Source organism: Kitasatospora sp. NPDC051853, assembly GCF_044452665.1.
In the GTDB taxonomy this organism is placed as follows: Bacteria; Actinomycetota; Actinomycetes; order Streptomycetales; family Streptomycetaceae; genus Kitasatospora.
The window spans coordinates 1-24553 of sequence record NZ_JBITBY010000023.1; the positions used below are offsets into that span (position 1 = coordinate 1).

General features: G+C 74.5%; 20 protein-coding genes and 1 rRNA gene. 16 read left to right on the top strand and 5 right to left on the bottom strand.

Translation table 11 applies throughout. The features are described from left to right. The 8 genes from rrf to ACIA8O_RS39065 all read left to right on the top strand — a co-directional run. A 5S ribosomal RNA gene (rrf, locus tag ACIA8O_RS39030) occupies nt 1-92 on the top strand; the annotation flags it as partial. 239 nt (nt 93-331) lie between these two features. Continuing rightward, on the top strand, nt 332-1690 hold the full coding sequence (locus ACIA8O_RS39035; RefSeq protein ID WP_396298839.1) for a sensor histidine kinase: 1359 nt from the start codon (nt 332-334) through the stop codon (nt 1688-1690). Next, complete coding sequence (locus tag ACIA8O_RS39040; RefSeq protein WP_396298840.1) at nt 1642-2328, top strand: LuxR C-terminal-related transcriptional regulator; 687 nt, start codon at nt 1642-1644, stop codon at nt 2326-2328. The genes ACIA8O_RS39035 and ACIA8O_RS39040 overlap by 49 nt, the downstream gene beginning before the upstream one ends. A 127-nt stretch (nt 2329-2455) precedes the next feature. After that, the gene (locus ACIA8O_RS39045) at nt 2456-4069 is read left to right on the top strand and encodes a DUF2637 domain-containing protein (protein WP_396298841.1); all 1614 of its coding nucleotides are present in this window, start codon (nt 2456-2458) and stop codon (nt 4067-4069) included. A gap of 88 nt (nt 4070-4157) precedes the next feature. After that, nucleotides 4158-5435, top strand: coding sequence for a DUF6986 family protein (locus ACIA8O_RS39050; protein ID WP_396298842.1), 1278 nt, complete (start codon nt 4158-4160; stop codon nt 5433-5435). Nucleotides 5436-5575: 140 nt separating this feature from the next. Continuing rightward, nucleotides 5576-6229 (top strand): YigZ family protein, encoded by a 654-nt coding sequence (locus ACIA8O_RS39055; protein WP_396298843.1) that lies wholly within the window; start codon nt 5576-5578, stop codon nt 6227-6229. A 376-nt stretch (nt 6230-6605) separates the two neighbouring features. Continuing rightward, nucleotides 6606-8180, top strand: a complete 1575-nt coding sequence (locus tag ACIA8O_RS39060) for a hypothetical protein (RefSeq protein WP_396298844.1) — start codon at nt 6606-6608, stop codon at nt 8178-8180. Between the two features lie 105 nt (nt 8181-8285). Beyond that, nucleotides 8286-10004, top strand: a complete 1719-nt coding sequence (locus ACIA8O_RS39065; RefSeq protein WP_396298845.1) for a restriction endonuclease — start codon at nt 8286-8288, stop codon at nt 10002-10004. A 92-nt stretch (nt 10005-10096) separates the two neighbouring features. Here the strand turns inward: ACIA8O_RS39065 and ACIA8O_RS39070 are convergent, their stop codons facing one another. Beyond that, on the bottom strand, nt 10097-10504 hold the full coding sequence (locus tag ACIA8O_RS39070; RefSeq protein WP_396298846.1) for a DUF6278 family protein: 408 nt from the start codon (nt 10502-10504) through the stop codon (nt 10097-10099). 384 nt (nt 10505-10888) lie between these two features. On the opposite strand from ACIA8O_RS39070, the gene ACIA8O_RS39075 reads away from it, so the two are divergent. Further along, entirely contained in the window at nt 10889-11656 is a 768-nt protein-coding gene (locus ACIA8O_RS39075) for a ZIP family metal transporter (RefSeq protein WP_396298847.1), read from the top strand. A 49-nt stretch (nt 11657-11705) separates the two neighbouring features. Here the strand turns inward: ACIA8O_RS39075 and ACIA8O_RS39080 are convergent, their stop codons facing one another. Further along, the gene (locus ACIA8O_RS39080; RefSeq protein WP_396298888.1) at nt 11706-12608 is read right to left on the bottom strand and encodes a LysR family transcriptional regulator; all 903 of its coding nucleotides are present in this window, start codon (nt 12606-12608) and stop codon (nt 11706-11708) included. Nucleotides 12609-12712: 104 nt separating this feature from the next. Between ACIA8O_RS39080 and ACIA8O_RS39085 the strand changes: the two genes are divergently transcribed. After that, the gene (locus ACIA8O_RS39085; protein WP_396298889.1) at nt 12713-13672 is read left to right on the top strand and encodes an EamA family transporter; all 960 of its coding nucleotides are present in this window, start codon (nt 12713-12715) and stop codon (nt 13670-13672) included. On the opposite strand, the gene ACIA8O_RS39090 is transcribed toward ACIA8O_RS39085, so the two are convergent. After that, nucleotides 13584-14072, bottom strand: coding sequence for a MarR family winged helix-turn-helix transcriptional regulator (locus tag ACIA8O_RS39090; protein WP_396298848.1), 489 nt, complete (start codon nt 14070-14072; stop codon nt 13584-13586). The genes ACIA8O_RS39085 and ACIA8O_RS39090 overlap by 89 nt on opposite strands. A gap of 144 nt (nt 14073-14216) precedes the next feature. Here ACIA8O_RS39090 and ACIA8O_RS39095 point away from each other — a divergent pair, with 144 nt between their 5' ends. Further along, entirely contained in the window at nt 14217-14549 is a 333-nt protein-coding gene (locus ACIA8O_RS39095; protein ID WP_396298849.1) for a DUF2218 domain-containing protein, read from the top strand. Here the strand turns inward: ACIA8O_RS39095 and ACIA8O_RS39100 are convergent, their stop codons facing one another. Next, entirely contained in the window at nt 14550-15176 is a 627-nt protein-coding gene (locus ACIA8O_RS39100; RefSeq protein ID WP_396298850.1) for a phosphatase PAP2 family protein, read from the bottom strand. 396 nt (nt 15177-15572) lie between these two features. After that, on the bottom strand, nt 15573-16913 hold the full coding sequence (gene gabT / locus ACIA8O_RS39105) for a 4-aminobutyrate--2-oxoglutarate transaminase (RefSeq protein ID WP_396298851.1): 1341 nt from the start codon (nt 16911-16913) through the stop codon (nt 15573-15575). 240 nt (nt 16914-17153) lie between these two features. On the opposite strand from gabT, the gene ACIA8O_RS39110 reads away from it, so the two are divergent. The 5 genes from ACIA8O_RS39110 (at nt 17154) to dxr (ending at nt 24528) form a co-directional block, all read left to right on the top strand. Beyond that, nucleotides 17154-19199: an ATP-binding protein gene (locus tag ACIA8O_RS39110; RefSeq protein ID WP_396298852.1), complete on the top strand. Its 2046-nt coding sequence runs from the start codon at nt 17154-17156 to the stop codon at nt 19197-19199. Nucleotides 19200-19338: 139 nt separating this feature from the next. Next, a complete protein-coding gene (locus ACIA8O_RS39115) occupies nt 19339-20901 on the top strand; it encodes a PucR family transcriptional regulator (RefSeq protein ID WP_396298853.1) in 1563 nt (520 codons plus the stop codon). Nucleotides 20902-21267: 366 nt separating this feature from the next. Beyond that, on the top strand, nt 21268-22710 hold the full coding sequence (locus ACIA8O_RS39120; protein ID WP_396298854.1) for an aldehyde dehydrogenase family protein: 1443 nt from the start codon (nt 21268-21270) through the stop codon (nt 22708-22710). A 123-nt stretch (nt 22711-22833) separates the two neighbouring features. Continuing rightward, complete coding sequence (locus ACIA8O_RS39125) at nt 22834-23241, top strand: hypothetical protein (RefSeq protein ID WP_396298855.1); 408 nt, start codon at nt 22834-22836, stop codon at nt 23239-23241. A 66-nt stretch (nt 23242-23307) separates the two neighbouring features. After that, entirely contained in the window at nt 23308-24528 is a 1221-nt protein-coding gene (gene dxr / locus ACIA8O_RS39130) for a 1-deoxy-D-xylulose-5-phosphate reductoisomerase (protein WP_396298856.1), read from the top strand. The last annotated feature ends 25 nt before the right edge of the window (nt 24529-24553 follow it).

Here is a 24553-nt window from a genome sequence, read left to right on the forward strand (position 1 = left end):
CGCCCGGTTACATTCCGAACCCGGAAGCTAAGCCTCACAGCGCCGATGGTACTGCAGGGGGGACCCTGTGGGAGAGTAGGACGCCGCCGAACAATTCTTCTAGAAAGCCCCCGCCGGGTCTCCCGGCGGGGGCTTTCTGCATTTCCGGAACGAAATGCCCCGTCCGGGGGTGGACCTAGCACCACCCCGAACTGGGGAGTGATGACCAGTGCGCCACCACGGGCCTCCGGGCAACACTGATGACCGTAAGTCGAGTCAGTCACGTTCCAGGAGCCGTCAGGTGACCACAGTCAGTCCTCCGAACCCCGCCGCCCCGCTGTACCGAGCTGCCGTGGATCTCGTCCGAACCGGGATCGGCTCCATCGGGTGGTTGGGGGCGGTCGTGGTCAGCTCGCTGCCGGGGGTGGCGGCGCCGGTTCTCGGGGCGTTGCTGGTCAGTGGCACGGTGCTGGCGGTCACCGGGTACAGCGATGCGGGTGCGCTGTTCGCCTTCGTGTTGGCATTGGCCGCCGCCGTGCTGATGGCCTCGCCGGCCGTGCGGTTGAACGCGGGCTGGACCCGTTCGCAGATCGAGCGTCGGTGCGGAGTCCAGGTGCCGGTGTCGTACACGGCGCGGCCGGAGCTGGAGATGGACGAGCGCGGGTACTGGTGGACGGGGTACTCGTACCACCGGGGCCAAGGGGTGGCCAGGGCGGCGCAGTTGGTGCACTGGTCGTTGAGGGATCCGGCGACGCGGGCGGAGATGGTCTGGCTGCTGGTGAATCCCGTCGCGGTGCTGGTCCTGCTGGGGCCGGTCGTCGGCTTCGGGCTGGGTGGTGTGATCCTCACCTTCAGCGGGTTCATGACCTACCAGACCTACGGGCCGGTGTCGGGTGCCGGCGCGGCCCTGATCTCGGCGGTGCTCGGTGGCACGATGGTCCTGCTCACGCTCGCCCTGCTGCCTCACGCGCTCCGGGTGCACGCCGATCTGGCACGCCGCATCCTCGACCCGAACGGGCGGGCGTCGAACATCCAACTCACCCGCCGGGTGGTCGAGTTGACGGAGACCCGGGCGGACGCGGTGGGTAGCCAGGCGGCGGAGCTGCGGCGGATCGAGCGGGATCTGCACGACGGGGCCCAGGCCCGGCTGGTGTCCATCGGGCTGACGCTCGGGACGATCGAGCACCTGCTGGAGAGCGACCCGGACGCGGCCAAGCAGCTGCTGGCCGAGACGAGGGAGTCCTCGGCGAAGGCGCTCCAGGAGCTGCGTGACCTGGTGAAGGGCATCCACCCGCCGGTGCTGGCCGAGCGCGGGCTCGGGGATGCGGTCCGCGCCCTGGCGCTGGACAGCACCCAGGACGTCGAGGTGACGGTCGGCCTGCCGTCCCGGCCGGAGCTGCCGATGGAGGCGGCGGTCTACTTCTCGATCAGCGAGCTGCTGGTGAACGCGGCCAAGCACTCCGGCGCGCAGCACGTCTGGGTGGACATCCTGCACCGGGCGGGCCGACTGCGGGTGACCGTCACGGACGACGGCAGGGGAGGGGCGACCAAGACGCCGCGCGGTGGACTGCGGGGCATCGAGCGGCGGTTGGGTACCTTCGACGGTGTCCTGTCCGTCAGCAGTCCGCTGGGCGGTCCGACCACCATCACCATGGAGCTGCCGTGCGCGTTGTCCTCGCCGAGGACCTCTACCTCCTCCGAGAAGGGCTGACCCGGCTGCTGGAGGCGCACGGGTTCACCATCGCCGCGGCGGTGGAGACCGGGCCCGAGCTCCTGGCGGCGTTGCTGGAGCACCGGCCGGACGTCGCGGTGGTGGACGTCCGGCTGCCGCCGACGCTCACGGACGAGGGTCTGCAGGCGGCGCTGGCGGCCCGTCGGGAGATCCCGGGTCTGCCGGTGCTGGTGCTCTCGCAGCACGTCCAGCAGCTCTACGCGCGGGAGTTGCTGGCGGACGGCACGGGCGGGATCGGGTACCTGCTGAAGGACCGGGTGTTCAACGCGGACCAGTTCGTGGACGCGATCCGTCGGGTGGCGGCGGGCGGGACGGCGATGGACCCGGACGTGATCGCCAAGTTGCTGGAGAGCAGGTCGCGTTCGCAGCCCCTCCAGTGCCTCTCGCCGCGGGAGCGGGAGGTGCTCGGGTTGATGGCGGAGGGGCGTTCCAACTCGGCGATCGCGAGCCGGCTGGTGGTCAGTGACGGGGCGGTGGCCAAGCACATTGCCAATATCTTCACGAAGCTGGGGCTGGCACCCGCGGACGACGCCAACCGCCGTGTGCTGGCGGTGTTGGCGCACCTCAACGGCACGCCTGCGGAGGTGGTCCAGACCGGAGGGCGACGCGGCGACTGAACGCCCGTACGAGTAGTATCCGGTGGGCCGAGACGGTCGCCGGCGTGGTGGTCCCGAACCTCGATGGGGGGATCCGGCAGCAACGGCCGAGTCCGGCAGCCGCCGAATCCCAGGGGTTGATCATCGAATGGCACGTCCGTCCCTCACCCGCGCCCACCGCGCCCTGCTCGGTGTGGTCGCGGCCGGCGCCTGTCTGATCTCGGGCATCGGCTTCGCCGGTTCCTACAACGCGGTGCGCGACCTGGCGATGGAGAAGGGGTTCGGCGCCTTCTCGTACGCCTTCCCGATCGGTGTGGACGCGGGCATCGTGGTGTTGCTCTCCCTGGACCTGGTGCTCACCTGGCTGCGGATACCGTTCCCGCTGCTGCGACAGACGGCCTGGCTGCTGACGGCCGCCACCATCGCCTTCAACGCCGCCGCCTCCTGGGGCGACCCGCTGGGGATGGCCATGCACGCGGTCATCCCGGTGCTGTTCGTGGTTGTGGTGGAGGCCTCCCGGCACGCGGTCGGGCGGATCGCGGCGATCACCGCGGACCGGCACATGGACTCGGTCCGGCTGATGCGCTGGGTGCTGTCGCCGGTGCCGACCTTCCGGCTGTGGCGGCGGATGAAGCTCTGGGAGCTGCGGTCGTACGACGAGACCGTCCGGCTGGAGCAGAACCGGCTGGTGTACCGGGCGCAGCTGCGGTTCCGGTACGGCCGGGGCTGGCGCCGCTCGGCGCCGTTCCAGGCGCTGCTGCCTCTGAAGCTCGCCAAGTACGGGGTCCCGCTGGACCCGAGCATCCTGGACCGGATCGACGGTCCGCTGGAGGGTTCCCCGGCGGAGGGCCCGGCCCGTGGCCGGGCGCTGCCGGTGATGGCGGCTCAGGTGACGGCCGGTCAGGACGAGGTCGTCGCCGCGCCCGTCGCGGTGGCTGCTGCGGGTGCGGGCCGGGCGGTGCAGTCGGCTCCGGCGCAGCAGCAGGCCCCCGTCCAGCAGGCCCCCGTCCAGCAGGCCCCGGTGCAGCAGGCTCCTGCTCAGCAGGCACCCGTGCACGAGAAGCCGGTCGCCGATGCGCAGGCCGTGTCCGATGCGCAGGTGACGGCCGCGTTGGCGGCGCCGACGCTGGCGAAGCTGGCGGCGGTCCGGTTGCGGGACGCGCAGGACCCGAGTGCGGCGGAGCCGCGGCCGGTCCCGACCGAGCCGGAGCTGAACGTGTGGACGGCGCGGGCGGTCCGTTCCCCGGCGCAGCCGAGCGAGCCGGTGCAGACGGCGCGGGTGCCGGGACAGCCGTCGCCCTGGTTCAAGGCGCCCCAGCCGCAGGCCGAGCCCGTCCCGGCGCCGGGACCCGTTCAGCAGCCGCAGCAGTCGCAGCAGCCCGAGCAGCCGCAGCGGGGCCCGCAGGAACAGCCGCAGGTGCGGCGTCCGGTGCGGCTGGAGCAGCTGGCCCCGCAGGGGGTGCCGGCCGGGTACGTGGAGGAGCTGCCGTTCGAGGAGGAGGCGGCCGTCGAGGTGCCGGCCGAGACGGAGCGGCGTCCGGTGGGCCCGGCTCTTCCGCTCGACCCGGAGGTCTGCTTCGAGGCGCTGACCCGGTACATCGAGAAGTTCGAGCAGCAGCCGGACCCCCGGCAGCTGGCCGACTTCCTGACCGCGGAGTACGGCCTGGAGGGCAGCGGGCGGGACGGTTCGGTGGTCGCGAAGGACGTGGAGCGGGTCTGGCCCAAGTTGAACGAACGTTTCATGGAGCTGGGCCTGGGCTGAGGTCTCTCGGAGGATCCGCCATTGACGGTCTGCGAGCCGCGCCGTTACCTTCGCCTCAACAAACTGTTGAAGGCGTGGAGGGTTCCGCATGTCGCAGGCCAAGGACGGTAGCCAGTCCGTCGAGTTCTCCGAGGCCGCCCTGGCCGCCGTCGAGGAGCTGCTCGCCCCGGTCGACGCCGATCTGACGCGGCGTTACCCGGGTGACGACGGCAGCCGCCAGCCGGTGCACACGGTCTACGTACCGGCCGACGCCTTCGCCGCCGACACCGTCCGCAGCTGGGGCGCCCAGGCGCTGGCTGCCTTCGACGAGCACGCCGCCACCCCCGCCCAGCTGGCGCAGGCGCTCGGTGTGTCGGACGACGAGCTGCTGGCGGACGTCCACGCCCGGGTCCGGGCCAAGCTGGAGCGGGAGCCGGTCGAGGACCTGCGGATCGACTTCGAGGACGGCTACGGCCCGCGGCCGGACGCGGAGGAGGACGCCGAGGCCGTGCGGGCCGCCCGGCTGGTCGCCGCCGCGGTGGCGGACGGCACCGCCCCGCCGTACGTCGGCATCCGGATCAAGTGCATGGAGGCGCCGGTCCGGGCCCGCGGCATCCGCACCCTGGAGCTCTTCCTCTCCACCCTGATCGCCGAGGGCGGTCTGCCCGACGGGCTGGTGCTGACCCTGCCGAAGGTCACCTACGCCGCCCAGGTCACCGCGCTGGTCCGGTTGTTGGAGGACTTCGAGCGGCGGGCCGGGTTGCCGGCCGGCCGGATCGGCTTCGAGATCCAGATCGAGACCACCCAGGCGATCCTCGGCCCCGACGGCCGGGCCACCGTGGCCCTGATGATCGAGGCGGCCGAGGGCCGGGCCACCGGCCTGCACTACGGCACCTTCGACTACAGCGCCTCCTGCGGGGTGAGCGCGGCCTACCAGAGCATGGACCACCCGGTCGCGGACCACGCCAAGGCGGTCATGCAGGTGGCGGCGGCCGGTACCGGCGTGCGGCTCTCGGACGGTTCCACCAACGTGATCCCGACCGGTGGCACCGAGCAGGTGCACGCGGCCTGGAAGCTCCACCACGGCCTGGTGCGCCGCTCGCTCGCGCGGGCGTACTACCAGGGCTGGGACATGCACCCGGCGCACCTGCCGACCCGCTATGTCGCGGTGTACGCCTTCTACCGCGAGGGCCTGAAGGCGGCGGCGGCGCGGCTGGCGGCCTACGTGGCCAAGGCCGGCGGCGACGTGATGGACGAGCCCGCCACCGCGCGCGCGCTGAGCGGCTACGTGCTGCGCGGCCTGGACTGCGGCGCGGTGGACCTCGACGAGGTCACCGGTCTGACCGGCCTGGACCGCAAGCAGCTGGACGCGCTGGCCGGCCGCTGAGGCCGGGCCCGCGGGCCGCTGCTCGCGGCGGGGCCGCCCCGGTGCCGGCCTGCGCCCGGCCCGGCGGCGGTCCCGCCTAAGCTGGCAGGGACGATCACCGTCCCTGCCGGCTTTTCTCGCGTCTGGAGACCCACCGCCCCATGTCGGAGCCGACCCCCAAGCCCTACCTCACCGTTCGGGGTTCCGGCGTGCACGAGCTGGAGATCAAGAAGTCCCGGTTCATCTGCCACCTCGCCCGGGTCGCCGACGAGGAGGAGGCCCAGGCGTTCATCGCGGGCATCCGCAAGCAGTACTGGGACGCCCGGCACAACTGCACCGCCTTCGTGGTGGGCGGGGAGCACCCGAGGGAGCGTTCCAGCGACGACGGCGAGCCCGGCGGCACCGCCGGGGTGCCGATGCTGGAGGTGCTGCGCCGGCGCGGCCTGACCGACACGGTGGCGGTGGTGACCAGGTACTTCGGCGGCATCAAGCTGGGCGCGGGCGGCCTGGTCCGGGCGTACGGCACCGCCGTCTCGGAGGCGGTGGACGAGCTCGGGCTGCTGGAGCGGCGGCCGGTGGCGGTGCTCGCGGTGCAGACGGACCACACCCGGGCCGGGCGGCTGGAGAACGACCTGCGGGCGGCCGGTCACGTGGTGCGCGACCTGGCGTACGCCGCGGACGGGGTGCGGATCGAAGTCGGCGTCCCGGAGGCCGGGGTGACGGAGTTTCAGGTCTGGCTGGCCGAGGCGACCGGTGGCGCGGCGGTCGCCGAGCCGGTGGGCCGGGACTTCGTCGAGGTGCCGGTGGAGGCCTGAGCGGGGCCTGGACACCGGTTCGGGGGGACCTGACGGAGTCGTCGGAGCGGGCCCGGAGCCCAGCCTGAGAGTCTGGCCCAGCAGGCGCGGGCCAAAACCGAGTGACACTCGAACGAATTAACCATGCCCGGAGTTGGAACTTCCGCTCCGGGCACCTGCGTTTCCTGGAACAAGGAACCGCACCGAAGTCCGGTGCGGCGCCGCCCGACCACCCCGCAGACGGAGGACGTCAGACCCCAACCACCCCGCACCACGGGAGGTACCTCGCATGACGCCACACCACAGCCCGGCAGAGTCCACGAGTCGATCAGACGGCCGGCGAGCGGGACAACCCGCGTCGCAGACGGGCCGGTTGGACCGCCCGACGCCGTACCGGATGACGCTGACCACCCCACGCCCCCGGCAGGAGGTGGCCGCCCTGGCGGACCAGCTGCTGGCCGCCTGGCTGAAGCGGGAGGGGCGGGACGAGCCCCCGCCGGGTACCGCGGGGCTCCCGGCCGAGCGCCTGCGCCTTGGCGAAAGGGTCCTGCTGGACCGGGACTTCGGCGAGCTCCGGGAGGTCCCCGGCGGCTACCTCCGCCGCCGGCTGCGCACCCCCGCCCCGCACGGTACCGACCAGCTGACCCTCACCGTCGCCTCGGCCGGCCCCGACGGGCCGAGCTGGGTGCGGCTGGAGGCCGAGCAGTTGGCGTCCGCCCCCGGCCTCCGGGCCGGCGGCCGGGTGCCGGTGCCCGAGCTGGCCCGGCAGCTGCTGCCGCTGCTCGACGCCTCCGACGGCCCGGTCCGGATCGGAGACACCCCCCGGGTCGTCCGGCCCGCCGGCGTGGAGGCCCTCATCGACGAGCTCTGCGACCCGGACCGCACCCTGCCCGTGGTGGTGGCCAGCCTCCCGCCCGCGACCACCACCGCCGCCTGGCTGGAGGACACCGGCCGCCAGCTCACCCGGCAGCTCACCGGCCTGGCCGCGCTCTACCTGCTGGACCACGAGGCACTGCCGCTGTTCAACGTCGCGCTGGAGTACCACAAGGTCTACGGCGGCGCGGTCCGCACCTACCTGCCCGAGGTGGATCCGGCCTCCCGGGCGGACGGCGGCCGGCACCCGGTGCTGCCCCGGCACCGGATCGAGGAGGACGTCCGCCGGGCGGCCGCGCTGCTGGCCCGCGAGCCGGGGCGGCTGGCCGCCGAGCTGCCGCTGCCCGCCCAGCTGGCGGCCGTCCCGGTCTACCAGCCGCCCGCCGAGCCGTCCCCGGAGGCGGCGGGCGCGGCCCATCGGTCGGTGGACAGGGCTGAGCGCCAGGCCCGGGCCGACGAGTTGCAGCGGGTGCGGCACAGCCTGCACCGGTCACGCCGCCGGGAGCGGATGCTGCTCGCGGTGGGCGAGGAGCAGCGCACCGCCCTGCGCCGGGCGAACGCGCAGGTGCAGGTGCTCTCCGGCCGGCTCTGCACCGCCCGCCCGTCGGACGGCAGCCCGGTCAGCTTCGGCGAACTGGTCGGCCGCTTCGGCGAGTTCCCGCTGCTGGAGTTCACCGGTGACCAGAAGGAGGCGCTGGCCCTGGACGGCCAGTGCGACGGCACCGGCTGGGCGCGGCTCACCTGGGAGGGACTGACGGCGCTCCAGGAGTACGCGGCCGCGGCGGTCCGGGGCGAGGCGCACGGCGACTTCAAGCAGTGGTGCGAGCACACCCCCGACGGCTGCCACCGCTTCCCGCCGCGCAAGGCGGTCCGGGGCGAGTCCCGGACGGTGGAGAGCCACACCAAGTGGAAGCGCGAGCGGATGCTCCCGGTGCCGGAGTGCGTGGACTCCTCCCGGCGTGCGTTCATGGGTGCGCACCTGCGGATCGGCGGCGGCCGCACGGCTCCCCGCCTGCACTACCTCGACGACTGCTCGGGCAGCGGGCGGATCTACGTCGGCTACATCGGGCTGCACCTGACCAACACCAGGACGAACTGACGGGCCGCCAGGCGGCGGTGCGGGAGCGGGAGTCGGCCCCTCGGGCGGCCCGGACGGTGGACAATGCCTTACAGCAGCCGGACGAGCTTGGGGGTACGACCACCGATGCAGTACGCACCTGAGGGTCAGTCGGACGGTACCGCCGCCGCCACGCTCCAACCCGGCTTCCTGGCCTCGCTGTTCAGCGACCTCGGCGTCGGGGAGGAGGCCGGGGCGGCCGCGGGTGACGGGGGAGCGGGCGTTCCCGCCGAGCCGTCCCCGGAGGCGGCGGGTGTGGAGGCCGCGGAGGACGAGGTCGCCGCGCGCGGGCGGGCCGCCGTGCTCAGCCACCAGCGGACCGCCGCCGTCCGGGCCGAGCACGAGCACCTGGCCGACCTGCTGCGGCGGGCCGCGCTGCCGGTCTCCGCGATGGACTTCGAGAGCCAGCTGCGCAGCTACCGCCCCCGGCCGTTCCCGGCCGCCGGGGGCACGGAGGAGCCCGGCCCGGACGGCCCCGAGCCGCGCTGGGAGGACTTCGCGCCGCCCGTCCCCGAGCCGCAGGAGGGGGCGGAGGGCGCGGGCCGTCCGCTGCTCGACTCCGGCTACCAGCGGGAGTTGGCGCAGGCCCGGCTGCGCCACCAGCGCGCGCTGCGGGAGTGGCGCGCCGGGCGGGCGGCCGCGGCCGACGACTCGGCCTCGGCGGAGCGGCGGGCGCACGAGGCCCTGGAGGAGGCCAGGGCCCGGGCGGTGCAGGAGTACAACGACAGCCTGGAGGAGTGCCGCCGGGCCTACCGGCTGGCCGAGCCGGCGGCCGTGGAGTCGCTGCTGGAGCGGGCGTTGGCGGCGGCCGAGGGGGCGACGCTGGACCTGGCCGCGCCGTGCCGGGCGGTGTTCCGCCCGCTGACCAGGACGGCGGTGCTCGACCTCGACCTGCCGCCGCTGGCCCTGGTGCCCTCGCTGGACGGCTACCGGCTGACCACCGAGGACACCGTGGAGCCGGTGCCCCGCCCGCTCGCCGACCGGGCCAACGACTACCTGCGGCTGGTCGCCCGGCTTGCACTGCGCGCGCTCCAGGCGGCGGACGCGGTGGACACCGACGAGATACTGACCGGCGTCGTGCTCAACGGCTGGCTCCGTGACACCCCCTCAGGGGCCCCGCTCTGCCTGCTCAGCGTGGACGCGGACCGGGACGCGCTGGCCCGTACCCGGCTGCTCCCGGCGGTGGCGGACGGCGACGGGTGGGCCGGGGAGGGCCCGGAGCCGGGGGAGGGCACGGACGGCGCCGGCCACGACGGTGCCGCCGACGACGGTGCCTACGGCGGTCTGTACGCGGACGCCGAGCAGGACGAGGCGCTGGTGCGGCTGCGGGAGCTGTCGGCGGCGGTCTCGCCGGACCCGTACGGCCTGGTCGGGGTGGAGCCGGGTGCGGAGGCGGGCATGACGGTGCCCACCGCCGAGGACCTGTCGGCCCATGAGTTCGCCCACCTGGTGCGGGAGTTGCTGACCAGGGGCGGCCTGGCGGAGTGGAGCGTCCGGCTGCGCGGCCCGGCCGGGCTGGTGGCCACGGCGGTGGGGGAGGAGGGCAGCGCACTGCCCGGGAGGTGGGTGGTCTGGGCCTCGCGGCCCCGGGGCGGGGCCGAGGTCGCGGCGGCGGAGCTGCGGACGCTGGTCGAGGCGGTCCGGGAGGAGGGGGCGGAGCGCGGGCTGCGGCTGACCACGGGCCGGTTCGCGGAGTCGGCGCTGGACCTTGCGGCGGAGCTGCCGCAGATCCACCTGGTGGACGGGGACGGGGTGCGGGAGCTGACCGAGAGTCAGCTCGGCATGCTGCTGGGGGCGGGTGGCTGAGCCCGCGAGGGCGAAGGCCCGCGGCTGCGGGAGGCGGGAGGCGGGCTACGGCCTGCGGATGGCGGATGGCGGGACCGGTGCGAGCGCGGCGGTCAGCCGTCGGTGGCGGTGAGGTAGGCGGTGGCCAGTGGGGGTGAGCCCTGGTCGGCCCAGCCGTGGCCGAGGGTGGTGACGTCCAGTTCGCGGCCGCCGGGCAGCACCAGCAGCGGCCGGTCCTCCGGGCCGAGGCGCCAGCGGGTGCCGGGGACGGTGCGGCGCAGCACGGTGCCGAGGTAGAGCCCGGCGTCGTTGCCCAGCCGCTCGGAGAGGCCGGGGTTCTCGCGCCAGCGGGGCAGCAGTTGGTCGAGGGCGGTGAGGGAGTGCTCACTGTCGTCCAGCCGCACGCCGGCCGAGTCGGCGAGCTCGCGCAGCAGTTCGCACTCGGCGAGCAGTCCCGCCAGTGCGGCCTCGGCGGCGCCGGCCGAGCGGGGGTGCCGTCGCCGGCCGAGGAAGCTGCCCATGGGGCCAGGGTGCCAGGGCCGGGGGCGGGCGGCGAGGGGATCGGTCCCGTCGGTGGCCGTGTCGGTGGCCACGGCCACCGCAGAACGTTCCGTGCTCCGGGCCCGTGGCGGGGGGCGGCGGATGTCCTGGGAGGATGGGCGCTTCGGTCAGGTGGTGTCGAGGAGGGGCCGGGTGGGTGTGAGGCGGATCGGGGGACCGTGGCCGGAGGTGAGGGGCCGTCACCCTGACGGACCGTCCGGCGGGCGGGTGGCCCGGGCGGCGGAGAGGCTGGCCGGCAGGGCCTGGGGTTGTTGCTCCGGTCCGGGCCGGGCGTCTGCGCCCGTGGGCAGCGGTCCGCGCAGCCGTCCGGCCCCATCGGGAGCGGACGAGCGGGAGGGCCGTCGATGACCGCGGTGCTGGTGGCCGCCGGGGCGTTCCTGATGACGCTGCTCGGCGGGTTGGTGGCGCAGCGGGTCGGGGACCGTCGGCACCTGGTGCTGGGGTTCGCGGCCGGGCTGATGCTCGGGGTGGTGGCCTTCGACCTGCTGCCGGAGGCGATGCACGCGGCGCCGCAGGAGCTGCACGGGGTGCCGCAGGCGCTGCTGATGTTCGCGGCCGGGTTCCTGGCGATCCACGTGGTGGAGCGGGCGGTGGCGATCCACCGCGGCCACGAGACGGAGTACGCGGAGCACTCGCACGGCCACGCGCACTCCCACGGCCACGCGCACGGCGGCAAGCAGGGGGTCGGACTCACCGCCGCCGGTGCGCTGGTGACGCACAGTCTGATGGACGGCTTCGCGATCGGGGCGGCGTTCCAGGCGGGCAGCACGGTGGGCACGGTGGTGGCGATCGCGGTGGTGGCGCACGACTTCGCGGACGGCTTCAACACCTACACGATCACCCGGATGTACGGGAACGACCGCCGCCGGGCGCTGGCGCTGCTGGGCGCGGACGCGCTGGCGCCGGTGACGGGCGCGGCGATCACGCTGCTGTTCACCATCCCGGAGCAGGCGCTTGGCCTGTACCTGGGGTTCTTCGCCGGTTTCCTGCTCTACCTGGCGACCTCCGACATCCTGCCGGAGGCGCACAGCCCGCACCCGTCCCGCACCACGCTGATCTGCACGGTGCTCGGGGTGGCGTTCATGTGGCTGGTGATCGGCTTCGCCGAGTAGCCGACGGGCATGGACCTACGGGCGGGGGCGGGCCGGGGCTGACGGGCGGTCAGTGGGTGGCGTCCCACTGTGCGCGGACGGCGGCCAGGGCGGCGGCCACGGCGGGCCGCCGACTGGTCCTGGTCCGCCAGAGCACGAAGACCCGGCGGGCCGGTTCGGGCACCACGGGCCGGGCGACCACCCCGGGCGGCAGCGGGCCGCGGCCGAGCCGGGGGACCAGGCCGAGGCCGAGCCCGGCCCGGACCAGCGCGATCTGGGTCTCGAACTCGCCGACCTGGTAGACCACGTCGGGCTCCTCGCCGGCCTCCCGCAGGGTGCGCACCAGCCAGTCGTGGCAGATGTTGCCGGGCGGCACGCTGGTCCAGCGCTGCCCGAGCAGGCGCTGCACGGGGACCACGGCCAAGGCGGCGAGCGGGTGCTCGGCGGGCAGCAGCAGGTCGACCGGGTCGTTGCCGAGGTCGAGCCGGGAGAGGCCGTCCTGGACGGGGAGCGGCACGGTGGGCCAGTCCTGGACCAGGGCGAGGTCGACCTCGCCGCGCGCGACCAGTTCGGCGGCCTGGTAAGGGTCCGACTCCAGCAGGCGGACGTCCAGGTCGGGGCAGTCCTGCCGGAGGGCGGCGAGCGCGCCGGGCAGTACGCCGCGGGCGCCGGTGGGGAAGGCGGCGACCAGCAGCCGGCCGACGGCCCGGCCGCGTTGGCGCTCCAGGGTGACCTCGGCCTGTTCGACCAGGGCGAGCACCTCGCGGGCGGTGTCGGCCAGGGTGCGGGCCGCGTCGGTGAGGACCACGCCGCGGCCCTGCTTCTCCAGCAGCACGGTGCGGGTCTCCCGCTCCAGTTTGGCGATCTGCTGGGAGACCGCCGAGGGGGTGAAGCCGAGCGCGGCGGCCGCGCCGCCGACCGAGCCGTGCACGGCGACGGCGTGCAGGGCGCGGAGCCGTCCGAGGTCCATCACGGAGCCTCCCTTCCAGGGCATCGTGCAGCGATGCTAAAGCATGCCCTGTAGGACATGTCGCTGGTGCTACACGATCGGGCCGGGCCATGCTGACGGGCATGCAGATGAGCCCCCGTCACATCGCCCTCGCCGTGCTGGTCGCCGCCGTGTGGGGGGTCAACTTCGTGGTGATCCACGTGGGGCTCGGCCACTTCCCGCCGTTCCTGTTCGGGGCGCTGCGGTTCGCGGTGGTGGCGGTCCCAGCGGTGTTCTTCGTGGGGCGGCCCCGGGTGGCGTTCCGCTGGGTGGTGGCGGTGGGGCTGACGCTCGGGGTGGCCAAGTTCGGGCTGCTGTTCTTCGCGATGAACGCGGGGATGCCCTCGGGGCTGTCCTCGCTGGTGCTGCAGAGCCAGGCGGTCTTCACGGCGGTGTTCGCGGCCGTGCTGCTGCGCGAGCGTCCGCCGGGGCAGCGGATCGCGGGGCTGGCGGTCGCCTTCGCCGGGATCGGCCTGGCGGCGGTGGACCGGGGGCTGGACGGCCCGGTCGGGGCGTTCGCGCTGGTGATCCTGTCGGCGGCGTTCTGGGGGCTGTCCAACGTGCTGACCAAGAAGGCCGCGCCGGCCGACGCGTTGCGCTGGATGGTCTGGATGAGCGCGGTGCCGGTGCTGCCGCTGCTGGCGCTCTCGCTGCTGTTCGAGGGTCCGGCGGCGGCGGGGGAGGCGTTCGCGGCGCTGAGCCCGGCCGGGATCGGGGCGGTGCTCTACGTCGGGCTCGGCTCGACCCTGTTCGGCTTCATGGCCTGGAGCTTCCTGCTGGGCCGCTACGACGCCTCGGCGGTGGCCCCGTACTCGCTGCTGGTGCCGGTGTTCGGGATGTCCTCGTCCTGGCTGCTGCTGGGGGAGGGGATCAGCCCGCTGGGGGCCGGGGCCGCGTTGCTGGTGGTGCTCGGCATCGGGCTCACCGCGCTGCGTCCCGGGACGCCGAGCCCCGGGGTGCTCAGCCCCGGTCGGCCGGGCGGGCCGCTTCGAAGGCGAGTTCGGCCGACCGCAGGGCCCGCAGCAGAGCCTCCTGCTCGGCTCGGCTGACCGGTCCGAAGTACTCCTGGGCGACCTCCTGGCGGACCAGGCCGATCCGCTCCAGCGCGCCGTGCCCGTCGGCGGTCAGCACCACCCGCACGGCCCGGCGGTCGTCCGGGTCGGGGGTGCGCTCGACCAGGCCGGCCTCCTCCAGGGCGTCCACCACGGTGGTGGCGGAGCGGGGGGCGATGTGGAGGCGCTCGGCGAGTTCGCTCAGCCGCATGGTCTCCCGGCCCTCGCAGCCGGGGGCGTGCGCCAGTGTGCGCAGGGCCCGGGCCTGGCCGGGGGTGATGCCGTAGGGCTCCAGCCGCACCATGGTCTGCCGCCGGATCCGCTTCATCGCCCTGGTCAGCGCGTCGGCCAGGTCCGCTGCGGTCTCGGCGGGCGGCTCGGCGGCGGGCACGGACATGGGGGCGGCTCCTGGGGGCGGTAGGTGGTGACCAGGGTATCGGGGCGGCCGGTCCGCCATCCGGGGGTGTCGCCGCCGAAATACCTTGAGCTTGGCTCACCATTCACTTAGGCTGGCCTAATCTAACCGAGGAGAGTCACCGACATGTCCGTTTCCCAGGCCCGTGTCCTCACGGACCGTCCGTCCCGCTACGGCAAGCAGCTGGCCGCCCACATGGGCCGCAAGATCCAGGCCGACTGGTCCGAGGAGAGCGGCCGCGGCGAGCTGGTCTTCACCGCCGGCACCGCCACGCTCACCGCCGAGGAGGGCGCGCTGCTGCTGGTGGTCGAGGGCGCCGAGGAGAGCCTCCCGCAGCTGGAGGACGTGGTCGGCCGCCACCTGGTCCGCTTCGGCACCCGCGACGAGCTGGTGGTCGCGTGGCAGCGCGAGGGCGGCGTGGCCGGCACCGTGCAGCGCAACGACGCGCCCGACGAGTAGTCAGCTCCGGCCGCGCGCCCACGGGATGACGTACCGCCACAGGCACCACAGCACCGTCCCGGTCAGGCACCAGGCGGCCACCACGTCCAGCAGCCAGTGGTAGTCGCTCCACACCAGCCCGGCCCCGACGCCCAGGCAGAGCGGTGCGGTCAGCCCGTACAGCCACCGCTGCGCGGGCCGGGCCAGGGTGGGGCCGAGCAGCAGGGCGGCGGTGCCGTAGGCGAGGGCCGAGGTGGCAGTGTGCCCGGAGGGGTACCAGCCGAGCTGGTCGGCGGCCAGCGGCACGCCGAACGGGCCGGGGCGGGCGAACGCCGCCTTGGCCGGGATCACCAGCAGCGGCACCAGCAGTCCGGCGGCCGCGGCGATCGGCAGCGGGTACCACCAGCGCCGCCGCCCGGCGGCCCGCTCGCGCCGGGCGGCCAGGGCCGCCGCGGCGAGCAGCACCGGCATCGCGGGCACCGGGCCGCCGAGGTCGGCCAGGCCGGCGCCCAGGTGGTTCAGCAGGGTGCTGTGCAGGCCCGTGCGGACGGCCCGGGTGGTGCGCCGGACCCAGTCGTCCAGCTCCAGCAGCGGGCCGTCGGCGGCCACCTGCCAGGAGACCGCCGCCAGGACGGCGAGCAGCAGCACCGGGAGCCAGAACCCCGCCAGGACGTGCGAGAGCCGCCCCGGAGCAGGGGGGAGAGCTCCGGGGCGGCTGGGGAGATCGCCGTTCCGTGCGCCCCGGGGGGTGTGGGCCGGACGGTCGGTCGATCGGTCCTCGGCTGCCGCTGTCCCCGAGGGGACGGTGGGCGTCGTCGGTAAGGAGTGTGGCTCGCTGTCCATCTGTCATGACAGTACGTCAGAATCAGGCCGCACAGGGCGGGCGGCACGGTTTCCCACAGCATCTTCACCACTGCGCGTGCAGCCACCGCGCGCATCCAGCGCGCGCATCCGCCGGTCGCATCGGAGCGAGCAAGCGGAGGGGCCCGGTCCGTGCGGACCGGGCCCCTCACGCGTGACGCGGCGTCAGCGGGGTCGGCGGGATCAGACCGCCGCGAAGGCGCTCTCGATGATGTCGAGGCCCTCGACCAGCAGGTGCTCCGGCATCACCAGCGGCGGCAGGAAGCGCAGCACGTTGCCGTAGGTGCCGGCGGTCAGCACGACCAGGCCCTCGGCGTGGCAGGCCTTGGCCACGGCGGCGGTGAACTCCGGGTTCGGGTCCTTGGTGCCCGGCTTGACCAGCTCGACCGCGATCATCGCGCCGCGGCCGCGGACCTCGCCGATCACGTCGAACTTCTCCTGCATGGCGCGCAGACGGCCGAGCATGACCTCGCCGATGTGCTGCGCCTTGCCGTTCAGGTCCTCGGACTTCATGGTCTCGATGGAGCCGAGCGCGGCGGCGCAGGCCACCGGGTTGCCGCCGTAGGTGCCGCCCAGGCCGCCGGCGTGCGCGGCGTCCATGATCTCGGCACGGCCGGTCACGGCGGCCAGCGGCAGACCGCCGGCGATGCCCTTGGCGGTGGTGATCAGGTCCGGGACGATGCCCTCGTCGTCACAGGCGAACCACTGGCCGGTGCGGCAGAAGCCGGTCTGGATCTCGTCGGCGACGAAGACGATGCCGTTGGCCTTGGCGTACTCGACGATGGCCGGCAGGAAGCCCTTGGCCGGCTCGATGAAGCCGCCCTCGCCCTGGATCGGCTCGATGATGATCGCCGCGACGTTCTCCGCGCCGATCTGCTTGTTGATGATGTCGATCGCCTGGGCGGCGGCCTCGGTGGCGCAGTTCTCGGCGCCGGTCAGCCAGCGGTAGGGGTAGGCGACCGGGACGCGGTAGATCTCCGGGGCGAACGGACCGAAGCCCTGCTTGTACGGCATGTTCTTCGCCGTCAGGCCCATGGTGAGGTTGGTGCGGCCGTGGTAGCCGTGGTCGAAGACCACGACGGCGGTGCGCTTGGTGTAGGCGCGGGCGATCTTCACGGCGTTCTCGACGGCCTCGGCGCCGGAGTTGAACAGCGCGGTGCGCTTCTCGTGGTCGCCCGGGGTCAGCTCGTTGAGCTGCTCGGCCACGGCCACGTAGCCCTCGTACGGGGTCACCATGAAGCAGGTGTGGGTGAAGGCGGCCAGCTGCTCGGTGGCCTTGGCGACCACGGCGGCCGCGCTGTTGCCGACGTTGGTCACGGCGATGCCGGAGCCGAAGTCGATCAGCGAGTTGCCGTCCACGTCCTCCAGCACGCCGCCGCCGGCGCGCGAGACGTACACCGGCAGGGTGGTGCCGACGCCGGCCGCCACCGCGCCCAGCTTGCGGGCCTGCAGCTCCTGCGACTTCGGGCCCGGGATCGCGGTGACCAGGCGACGCTCCTGCGGAAGCGGCGTTGCAGCGCTCATCGTGTGTTCTCCATGTCTAGGGGCCCGGAATTACAAGGCGCGGTCCTCGCAGGCTACGGCCGGGTACGGCCGCCGGGCATGCGCCACTCGGTAGCACTGGGCCACCTGAATTGTCCGGGGCGGCCAGCGCGCGAGATCGCCCCGCCCGATGTGGGAAGAGGGGGCGGGAAGGCTCCGCTCCACTACATTGGTGCCGACCTTCCAACGGGGGAGCGCGGGCAGAGGGAGCGGGGCCGCCACATGGGACTGGACGGGACCTACGGGCAGCGGGCGGCCGATCCGGGCCAGGCGGTGGTGCCGCCGCAGCGCGGCGTCGCGCCGTTCGACCTCGGCGCCTGGGTGAACGCGCCCAGACCCGAACTCGCCCCCGGCGTCTGGCGGCTGAACCACCGTCAGCGCAGCGAGGCCGACCGCGAGGCCGCCGCCGTCCCGGCCGGGCCGCTGCTGTGGCGGGCGGCGCTGAACGCGGTGGTCGCCTGGATCGTCCAGATCTACGCCCCGGACCTGGTCTGGTGGGTGATCGACCTGCTCGGCCTGCGGGACGGCATGGGCGCGGGGGTCACGACCTTCCTCGCGCTGCTGGTGTACGGCCTGGTGCTCGCCGTGGTGATCCGGGTCTTCGGCCGGATGGGCCGCTGGCTCGAGGTCTGGCGCCGCTGGGTCGCCCCGCTGCTGGCCCGCACCGTCACCCGGGAGGAGCCGGCCCCGGACGCCGAGCCCGCCGGCCTCACCGACCCGTGGGCCGCGCTGCGCCTCGGCGGCGCGGCGGAGGCGGCCCGGCTGCTGGACGCCCGGCCGGTCGGCGACGTGGACTACGTCCGGATCCAGCGCGCCTGGGAGACCGTCCACCAGGACCCGGCGCTGCTGCCCGCCTTCACCGAGCAGGTCGCGGCCCGCGGCGGCGCCGCCTGCGCGCACCCCTCCGAGGCCCGCGACCTGGCCGGCCGGGGCCCCGGCCACGACCTGCTGACCCGTCAGGTCCGGCTCGGCACCGCCCAGGACGTGGTGAAGAACCCGCAGGCCCACCGGGCCACCGGTTTCGCCCTCGACCCCTCCCTGCTCGGCACCTCGCTGCTCGCGGTCGGCCCGGCCGGCACCGGCAAGACCGCCAGGCTGGCCCGCCCGCTGGCCGAGGCGCTCTGCCTCCAGGCACTGGCCGGCACCGCCTGCGCGGTGGTGCTCGGCTCGGCGGAGGCCGACCTCGGCCCGGACGACTGGTACGACGTGGTGATCGCCCCGGGCGACCCGTCCTCCCCGTACGGGCTCGACCTGTTCGGCGCCGCCGCCGAGGTGGAGCAGGCGGCCGCCCGGCTGGCGGACGCGCTGCTGCCGGACGAGCTGGCGCCGCGCGGCGAGGCGGCCCGGGCCGCGCTCCAGCAGACGGTCGGCCCGTTCCACGCCGCGTACGGCCGCTACCCCGGGGTGCGGGAGCTGCGCGCGCTGCTCGGCGGTGCGGCCGCGGCCTGGCAGACGCTCCGTCAGACCCTGGACGACACCGGCCGGCTGGCACCCCACGAGGCCGACCTCCAGCACCGGGAGCGCCAGCACGGCCGGGCCGACGACCCGGGCGCGCTGCTGGCGGACCGGCTGGCCCTGCTGGACCGCCCGGCCTTCGCCGGGCACTTCCCGGGCGACGGCCCGGGCCGTCCGGCCTTCGCGATGCGGGTGCTGGACCACCCGCTGCGGGTGCGGGTGAAGCTGCCCGAGCGCAGCCACCCGGAGGCGGCCCGGATGCTCTCCCGGCTGCTCACCGGACAGTTCGTCCAGGCGGCCGGGGCCCGGACCGAGCGGGCGCTGTTCGCCGGACTGGTGGTGGACGACGCCTCGGCGGCGGTGGACGCGCAGGTGGTCCGCGGTCTGCAGGGCATGCGCGGGGCCAACGCGGGCGCGGTGCTGCTGCTGCGCACCCTGGTGGACCTGCCGGAGGCGCTGCGCACCGCGCTGTTCGGCGCGGTCGGCTGCCGGATGGCCTTCCCCGGCATCGCGCCCTGGGACGGCAAGCTGTTCTCCGAGGCCTGGGGCACCCACCTGGTCCGCGAGACCGCCGTCACCCACACCCCCGACACCTCCGGCGGGATGTTCCGCAAGGCCGGCCGGGGCCTGCGCAAGGCGCTCTCGGGCACCGCCGCGCAGACCGAGAGCGTCACCGTGCGGGACGTCGAGCGGCACCGCTGGTCGCCCTCCGACCTGGCGCACGCGCTGCCCGGCGGGCACGCGGTGATCTCGCTGGCCTCGGTGACGGGTGATCAGGTCCCGCCGCTGCTGGTCGACCTGAGGGGGCAGTAGCGGAGCGGCCCCGGAACGGTGGACTACGGTCCGGAGGATTCGGTCCGTCCGCTTGTCCGGAGCGTCCATAATGGGGGGAGAAGCCCTCCTCGCCAGGCCGCAACGGCGCGTCCCCGGCGGCAAACCCTCCGAAGGTGCCATGCCCCCCACACTCGCCTCCGTCGTCCGCAACAGCTCGCTCCACCTGACGGTCCTCGCCGGCGCGGACCACCTGGAGCGGCCGGTCCGCTGGGTGCACACCAGCGAGCTGGACGACCCCACTCCGTTCCTGGAGGGCGGGGAGCTGCTGCTCACCACCGGCATCAAGCTCGGCAAGGCGGCCGCCAAGCTCCAGGCGTACGTGCACCGGCTGGCCGACGCGGGCGTGGTCGGGCTGGGGCTCGGCGTCGGGCTCTCGCACACCGAGGTGCCGCAGGCCCTGGTGGACGCCGCCGCCCAGCGCGGCCTGCCGCTGCTGCGGGTGCCGGAGGCCACGCCGTTCATCGCGATCAGCAAGGCCGTCTCGGCCGCGCTCGCCGCCGAGCAGTACGAGGCGGTCACCACCAGCTTCGAGGCCCAGGAGGAGCTGACCAGGGCCGCCCTCGGCAAGGACGGCACCACCGCGGTGGTGCGCCGCCTGGCCGCCCGGCTCGGCGGCTGGGCCGCGCTCTACGACGGCTCCGGCGCGCTCTCCGCCGTCGCCCCCGACTGGGCCGCCCGCCGGGCCGGCCGCCTGGCCGCCGAGGTGGACCGGCTGCGCCGCCGCCCGGCCCCGTCCAGCGCCGCGCTCCAGGGCCGCGCCCCCGGCATCGACACCGCCGACGAGGACTACGTGGTGGTCCAGTCGCTCGGCGCCGACCGCCGCGCCCGCGGCTTCCTCGCGGTCGGCACCGAGGACCGGATCACCCCCACCGAGCGCTACGTGCTGAACGCGGCCGTCGCCCTGCTCACCCTCACCCTGGAGCGCTCCCGCGAGCTGCGCCAGGCCGAGGAGCGGATGGGCGCCGCCCTGCTCGGCATGGTGCTGGCCGGCGAGGCGGCGACGGCCCGTCAGGTCGCCGCCGGGCTGTTCGGCGGCCTGCCCGAGGGCACCGTCCGGGTGCTGGTCGGGGGCCTGGGCCCGAACGGCGACCCGGAGGCGCTGAACGAGCTCGGCGACCGCGCCGAGCAGGCCGGCAGCCGGGTCGGCGAGCGGCTGCTGGTCTCCCGCGAGGACGGGCCGCACGGCCCCCGCCTCACCGTGCTCGCCCCCGACGGCGGCGCCGCCCACCGGGCCTGCCTGGGCGCGGCCGAGGAGCACGAGGGGATCGCGCTCGGCGTCTCCGCCCCCTGCACCGTGGAGGAGGCCGGCACCGCCTTCGCCCAGGCCGAACGGGCCCTCGCGGTGGCACTGCGCGGCGGGCGCCGCTCGGTGGACCACGAGGAGGTCGGCGCCGGTTCGCTGCTGCCGCTGCTCGGCGAGGAGGCCGTCACCGCCTTCGCCGAGGGCCTGCTCAGACCGCTGCGCGAGCACGACCGCACCGCCCGGGGCGACCTGGTCGCCTCGCTGCGCGCCTGGCTCTCCCGGCACGGCCAGTGGGACGCGGCCGCCGCCGACCTGGGCGTGCACCGGCACACCCTGCGCTACCGGATGAAGCGGGTCGAGGAGCTGCTCGGCCGCTCGCTGGACGACACCGACGTCCGGATGGAGCTCTGGCTGGCGCTGCGCGCGGGCGAGGACTGAGCCTGCTCCAGCGCGCGACGCTCGGTTGCAGCCGCCCAGGGGCGCGGGGCTCTGCTGATATGCGGCTCCGCCGCGTGGGCGCGCTTCGGAAGGCGGACCACCGGCAACTGAATCGCCGTCAGCCAGTTGCACGTGCCGCCGTTCCCCTGCGCGCCCACGCGGCGGCGCCGCACATCAGCTGAGCCTCGCGCCCCTGGTGGCGCAGCCACGTGCGCCCCGAGATCGCCGATCGTCGCCGGGCCACGTGCCGATCCGGAGTGGCGGTGTGCCGCAGTCCGCCGCCGTGTCCAATCCTGCTCGCGCGGGTGCGCCCCTACCGTGGATCCGGTAGAGCACCACACGACGACAGAAGGGGCCGGTACGACCGTGACCACCACCCATGAGTTCTGGCTGGCCGGCCGCAAGGCGTCGGGCGACGCCGAGTTCGAGGTCCGCCACTCGTACGACGGCAGCCTGGTCGGCAAGGTCAGCATCCCGACCGACGCCCAGGTCGAGGAGGCGCTGGACGCCGCCGTCGCGGTCGCCCCGGCCCTGGCCGCCACCCCCGCGCACGTCCGCGCCACCGCGCTGGACCACGTCGCCCGCCGGCTGACCGAGCGGACCGAGGAGATCGCCCGCCTGATCACCGCCGAGAACGGCAAGCCGATCAAGTGGGCCCGCGGCGAGGTCGGCCGCGCCGCCTCGGTCTTCCGCTGGGCGGCCGAGGAGGCCCGCCGGACCAACGGCGAGACCATGCGGCTGGACACCGACCCGGGCGGCGTGGGCCGCTTCGCGGTGGTGCGCCGCTTCCCGCGCGGCGTGGTGCTGGGCATCGCCCCGTTCAACTTCCCGCTCAACCTGGTCGCCCACAAGATCGCCCCGGCGATCGCGGTCGGCGCCCCGATCATCCTCAAGCCGGCCCCGGCCACCCCGCTCTCCGCGCTGCTGCTCGGCGAGATCCTGGCCGAGACCGAGCTGCCGGCCGGCTCCTGGTCGGTGCTGACGGTCGAGAACGAGAAGATGCCGGCCCTGGTCAAGGACGAGCGCCTGCCGGTGATCTCCTTCACCGGTTCGGACAAGGTCGGCTACCAGATCATGGACTCGGTGCCGCGCAAGCACGTCACCCTGGAGCTCGGCGGCAACGCCGCCGCCGTGGTGCTCGCCGACTGGTCCTCCGAGGCCGACCTCGACTGGGCCGCCACCCGGATCGCGATGTTCTCCAACTACCAGGGCGGCCAGTCCTGCATCTCGGTGCAGCGCGTGATCGCCGACGCCTCCGTCTACGACGCGCTGGTGGAGAAGGTCGTCGCCAAGGTCGGCGCCCAGGTCACCGGCGACCCGTCGGACGACACGGTGGACGTCGGCCCGCTGGTGGACGAGAACGCCGCCAAGCGCGTCGAGTCCTGGGTCGAGGACGCCGTCACCAAGGGCGCCAAGGTGCTGGCCGGCGGTACCCGCGAGGGCGCCACCTACGCCCCCACCGTGCTGGCCGACCTGCCCGAGGACGCCATCCTGGCCAAGGCCGAGGTCTTCGGCCCGGTGCTCTCGCTGCACAAGGTCGACTCCACCGACGAGGCCTTCGCGCTGGTCAACGACTCGCCGTTCGGCCTCCAGACCGGCGTCTTCACCCGCGACCTGCAGGCCGCCTTCAAGGCCCACCAGGTGCTCCAGGTCGGCGGCGTGATCATCGGTGACGCGCCGTCCTACCGCGCCGACCAGATGCCGTACGGCGGCGTCAAGGACTCCGGCGTCGGCCGCGAGGGCGTCAAGTACGCGATGGGCGACTTCACCTACGAGAAGGTCATGGTCCTCACCGGCCTCGACCTCTGAGCCCTCCGACTCACCCTCTGATGCCCCGTCACCGACCGTTGGTGACGGGGCATCGGCCCGCCTTGACACCTCTCCCGGGCGGGCGTAGTCCGGAGGACAGGGGGCTCACGAAGGGAGACGGTCATGCTCGGCGACCTCCTCGGCGAACTGCAGGGCAACGTCACGGTGCAGCGGGTGCTCCCCGGGGAGCACGGACTGGCACCCACCATGGAGAGCTCGTTCCAGGCGACCGGCGCGCTCCTGGGCACCCCGGTGGCGGACACCGGGACCTACGAGGCCCGGCTACGGGCCGACGGCACCCTCCAGGGCACGGGGCAGGGCATCACGATGAGCGCCTCGGGTGACTCCGTCACCTGGCAGGGCTCGGGCGTCGGCCGGTTCAACCAGGACGGCTCGATCAGCTGGCGCGGCTCGATCATCTTCACCTCCGACTCCGCCGCGTTCGCGGAGCTGCGGGGCCTCATCGGGGTCTTCGAATGGGAGACCGCCCAGGACGGGAAGGCGACCGGGAAGATCTGGGCCTGGAAGTAGGCGCCCGTCCGACCGGACACACCCGTCCGGCCGGACCCACCCGTCCGACAGGACACAATGGGGCGCATGACTTCGCTCGCCCACCCGCAGCTGCGCTTCTCACCCGTCGTCAGGGACCCGGAGGGTCCCCGGGAGCTGGTGATCCTCGGATCGACCGGCTCGATCGGCACCCAGGCCATCGACGTGGTCCTGCGCAACCCCGGCCGCTTCAAGGTGGTCGCCCTCTCGGCGGCCGGCGGCCGGGTCGCCCTGCTCGCCGAGCAGGCGCTGCAGCTGGGCGTGCACACCGTGGCGGTGGCCGACGAGGCCGCCGTGCCGGCGCTGCGCGAGGCGCTCGCCGCCGGGGCGGCCGGCCGGCCGCTGCCGCAGGTCCTGGCGGGCCCGGACGCGGCCACCGAGCTGGCCGCCGTGGAGTGCCACTCGGTGCTCAACGGCATCACCGGCTCGATCGGCCTGCGCCCCACCCTGGCCGCCCTGCGGGCCGGCCGGGTGCTGGTGCTCGCCAACAAGGAGTCGCTGATCGTCGGCGGCCCGCTGGTCAAGGCCGTCGCGAAGCCCGGGCAGATCGTGCCGGTGGACTCCGAGCACGCCGCGCTCTTCCAGGCGCTGGCCGGCGGCACCCGCTCCGAGGTGCGCCGCCTGGTGGTCACCGCCAGCGGCGGCCCGTTCCGCAACCGCACCCGGGACGAGCTGGCCGGGGTGACGCCCGATCAGGCGCTGGCCCACCCGACCTGGGCGATGGGCCCGGTGGTCACCATCAACTCCGCCACCCTGGTCAACAAGGGCCTGGAGGTGATCGAGGCGCACCTGCTCTACGACGTCCCGTTCGACCGGATCGACGTGGTGGTGCACCCCCAGTCGGTCGTCCACTCGATGGTCGAGTTCACCGACGGCTCCACCCTGGCCCAGGCCAGCCCGCCGGACATGCGGATGCCCATCGCGCTCGGCCTCGGCTGGCCCGACCGGGTGCCGGACGCCGCCCCCGGCTGCGACTGGACCAAGGCCGCCACCTGGGAGTTCTTCCCGCTCGACACCGAGGCCTTCCCGGCCGTCGACCTGGCCCGCGAGGTGGGTACGCTCGGCGGGACCGCCCCGGCGGTCTTCAACGCCGCCAACGAGGAGTGCGTGGACGCTTTCCTGAAGGGGCAGCTGCCCTTCACGGGAATCGTGGACACTGTGGCGAAGGTGGTGTCCGAACACACGGTGGGAACTTCGCTCACCGTCGAGGACGTACTCCACGCGGAGACCTGGGCGCGCGCCCGGGCCCGCGAGCTGGCAGCGGGCTAGCGAGCAGACCTAGGGAGCGGCATGA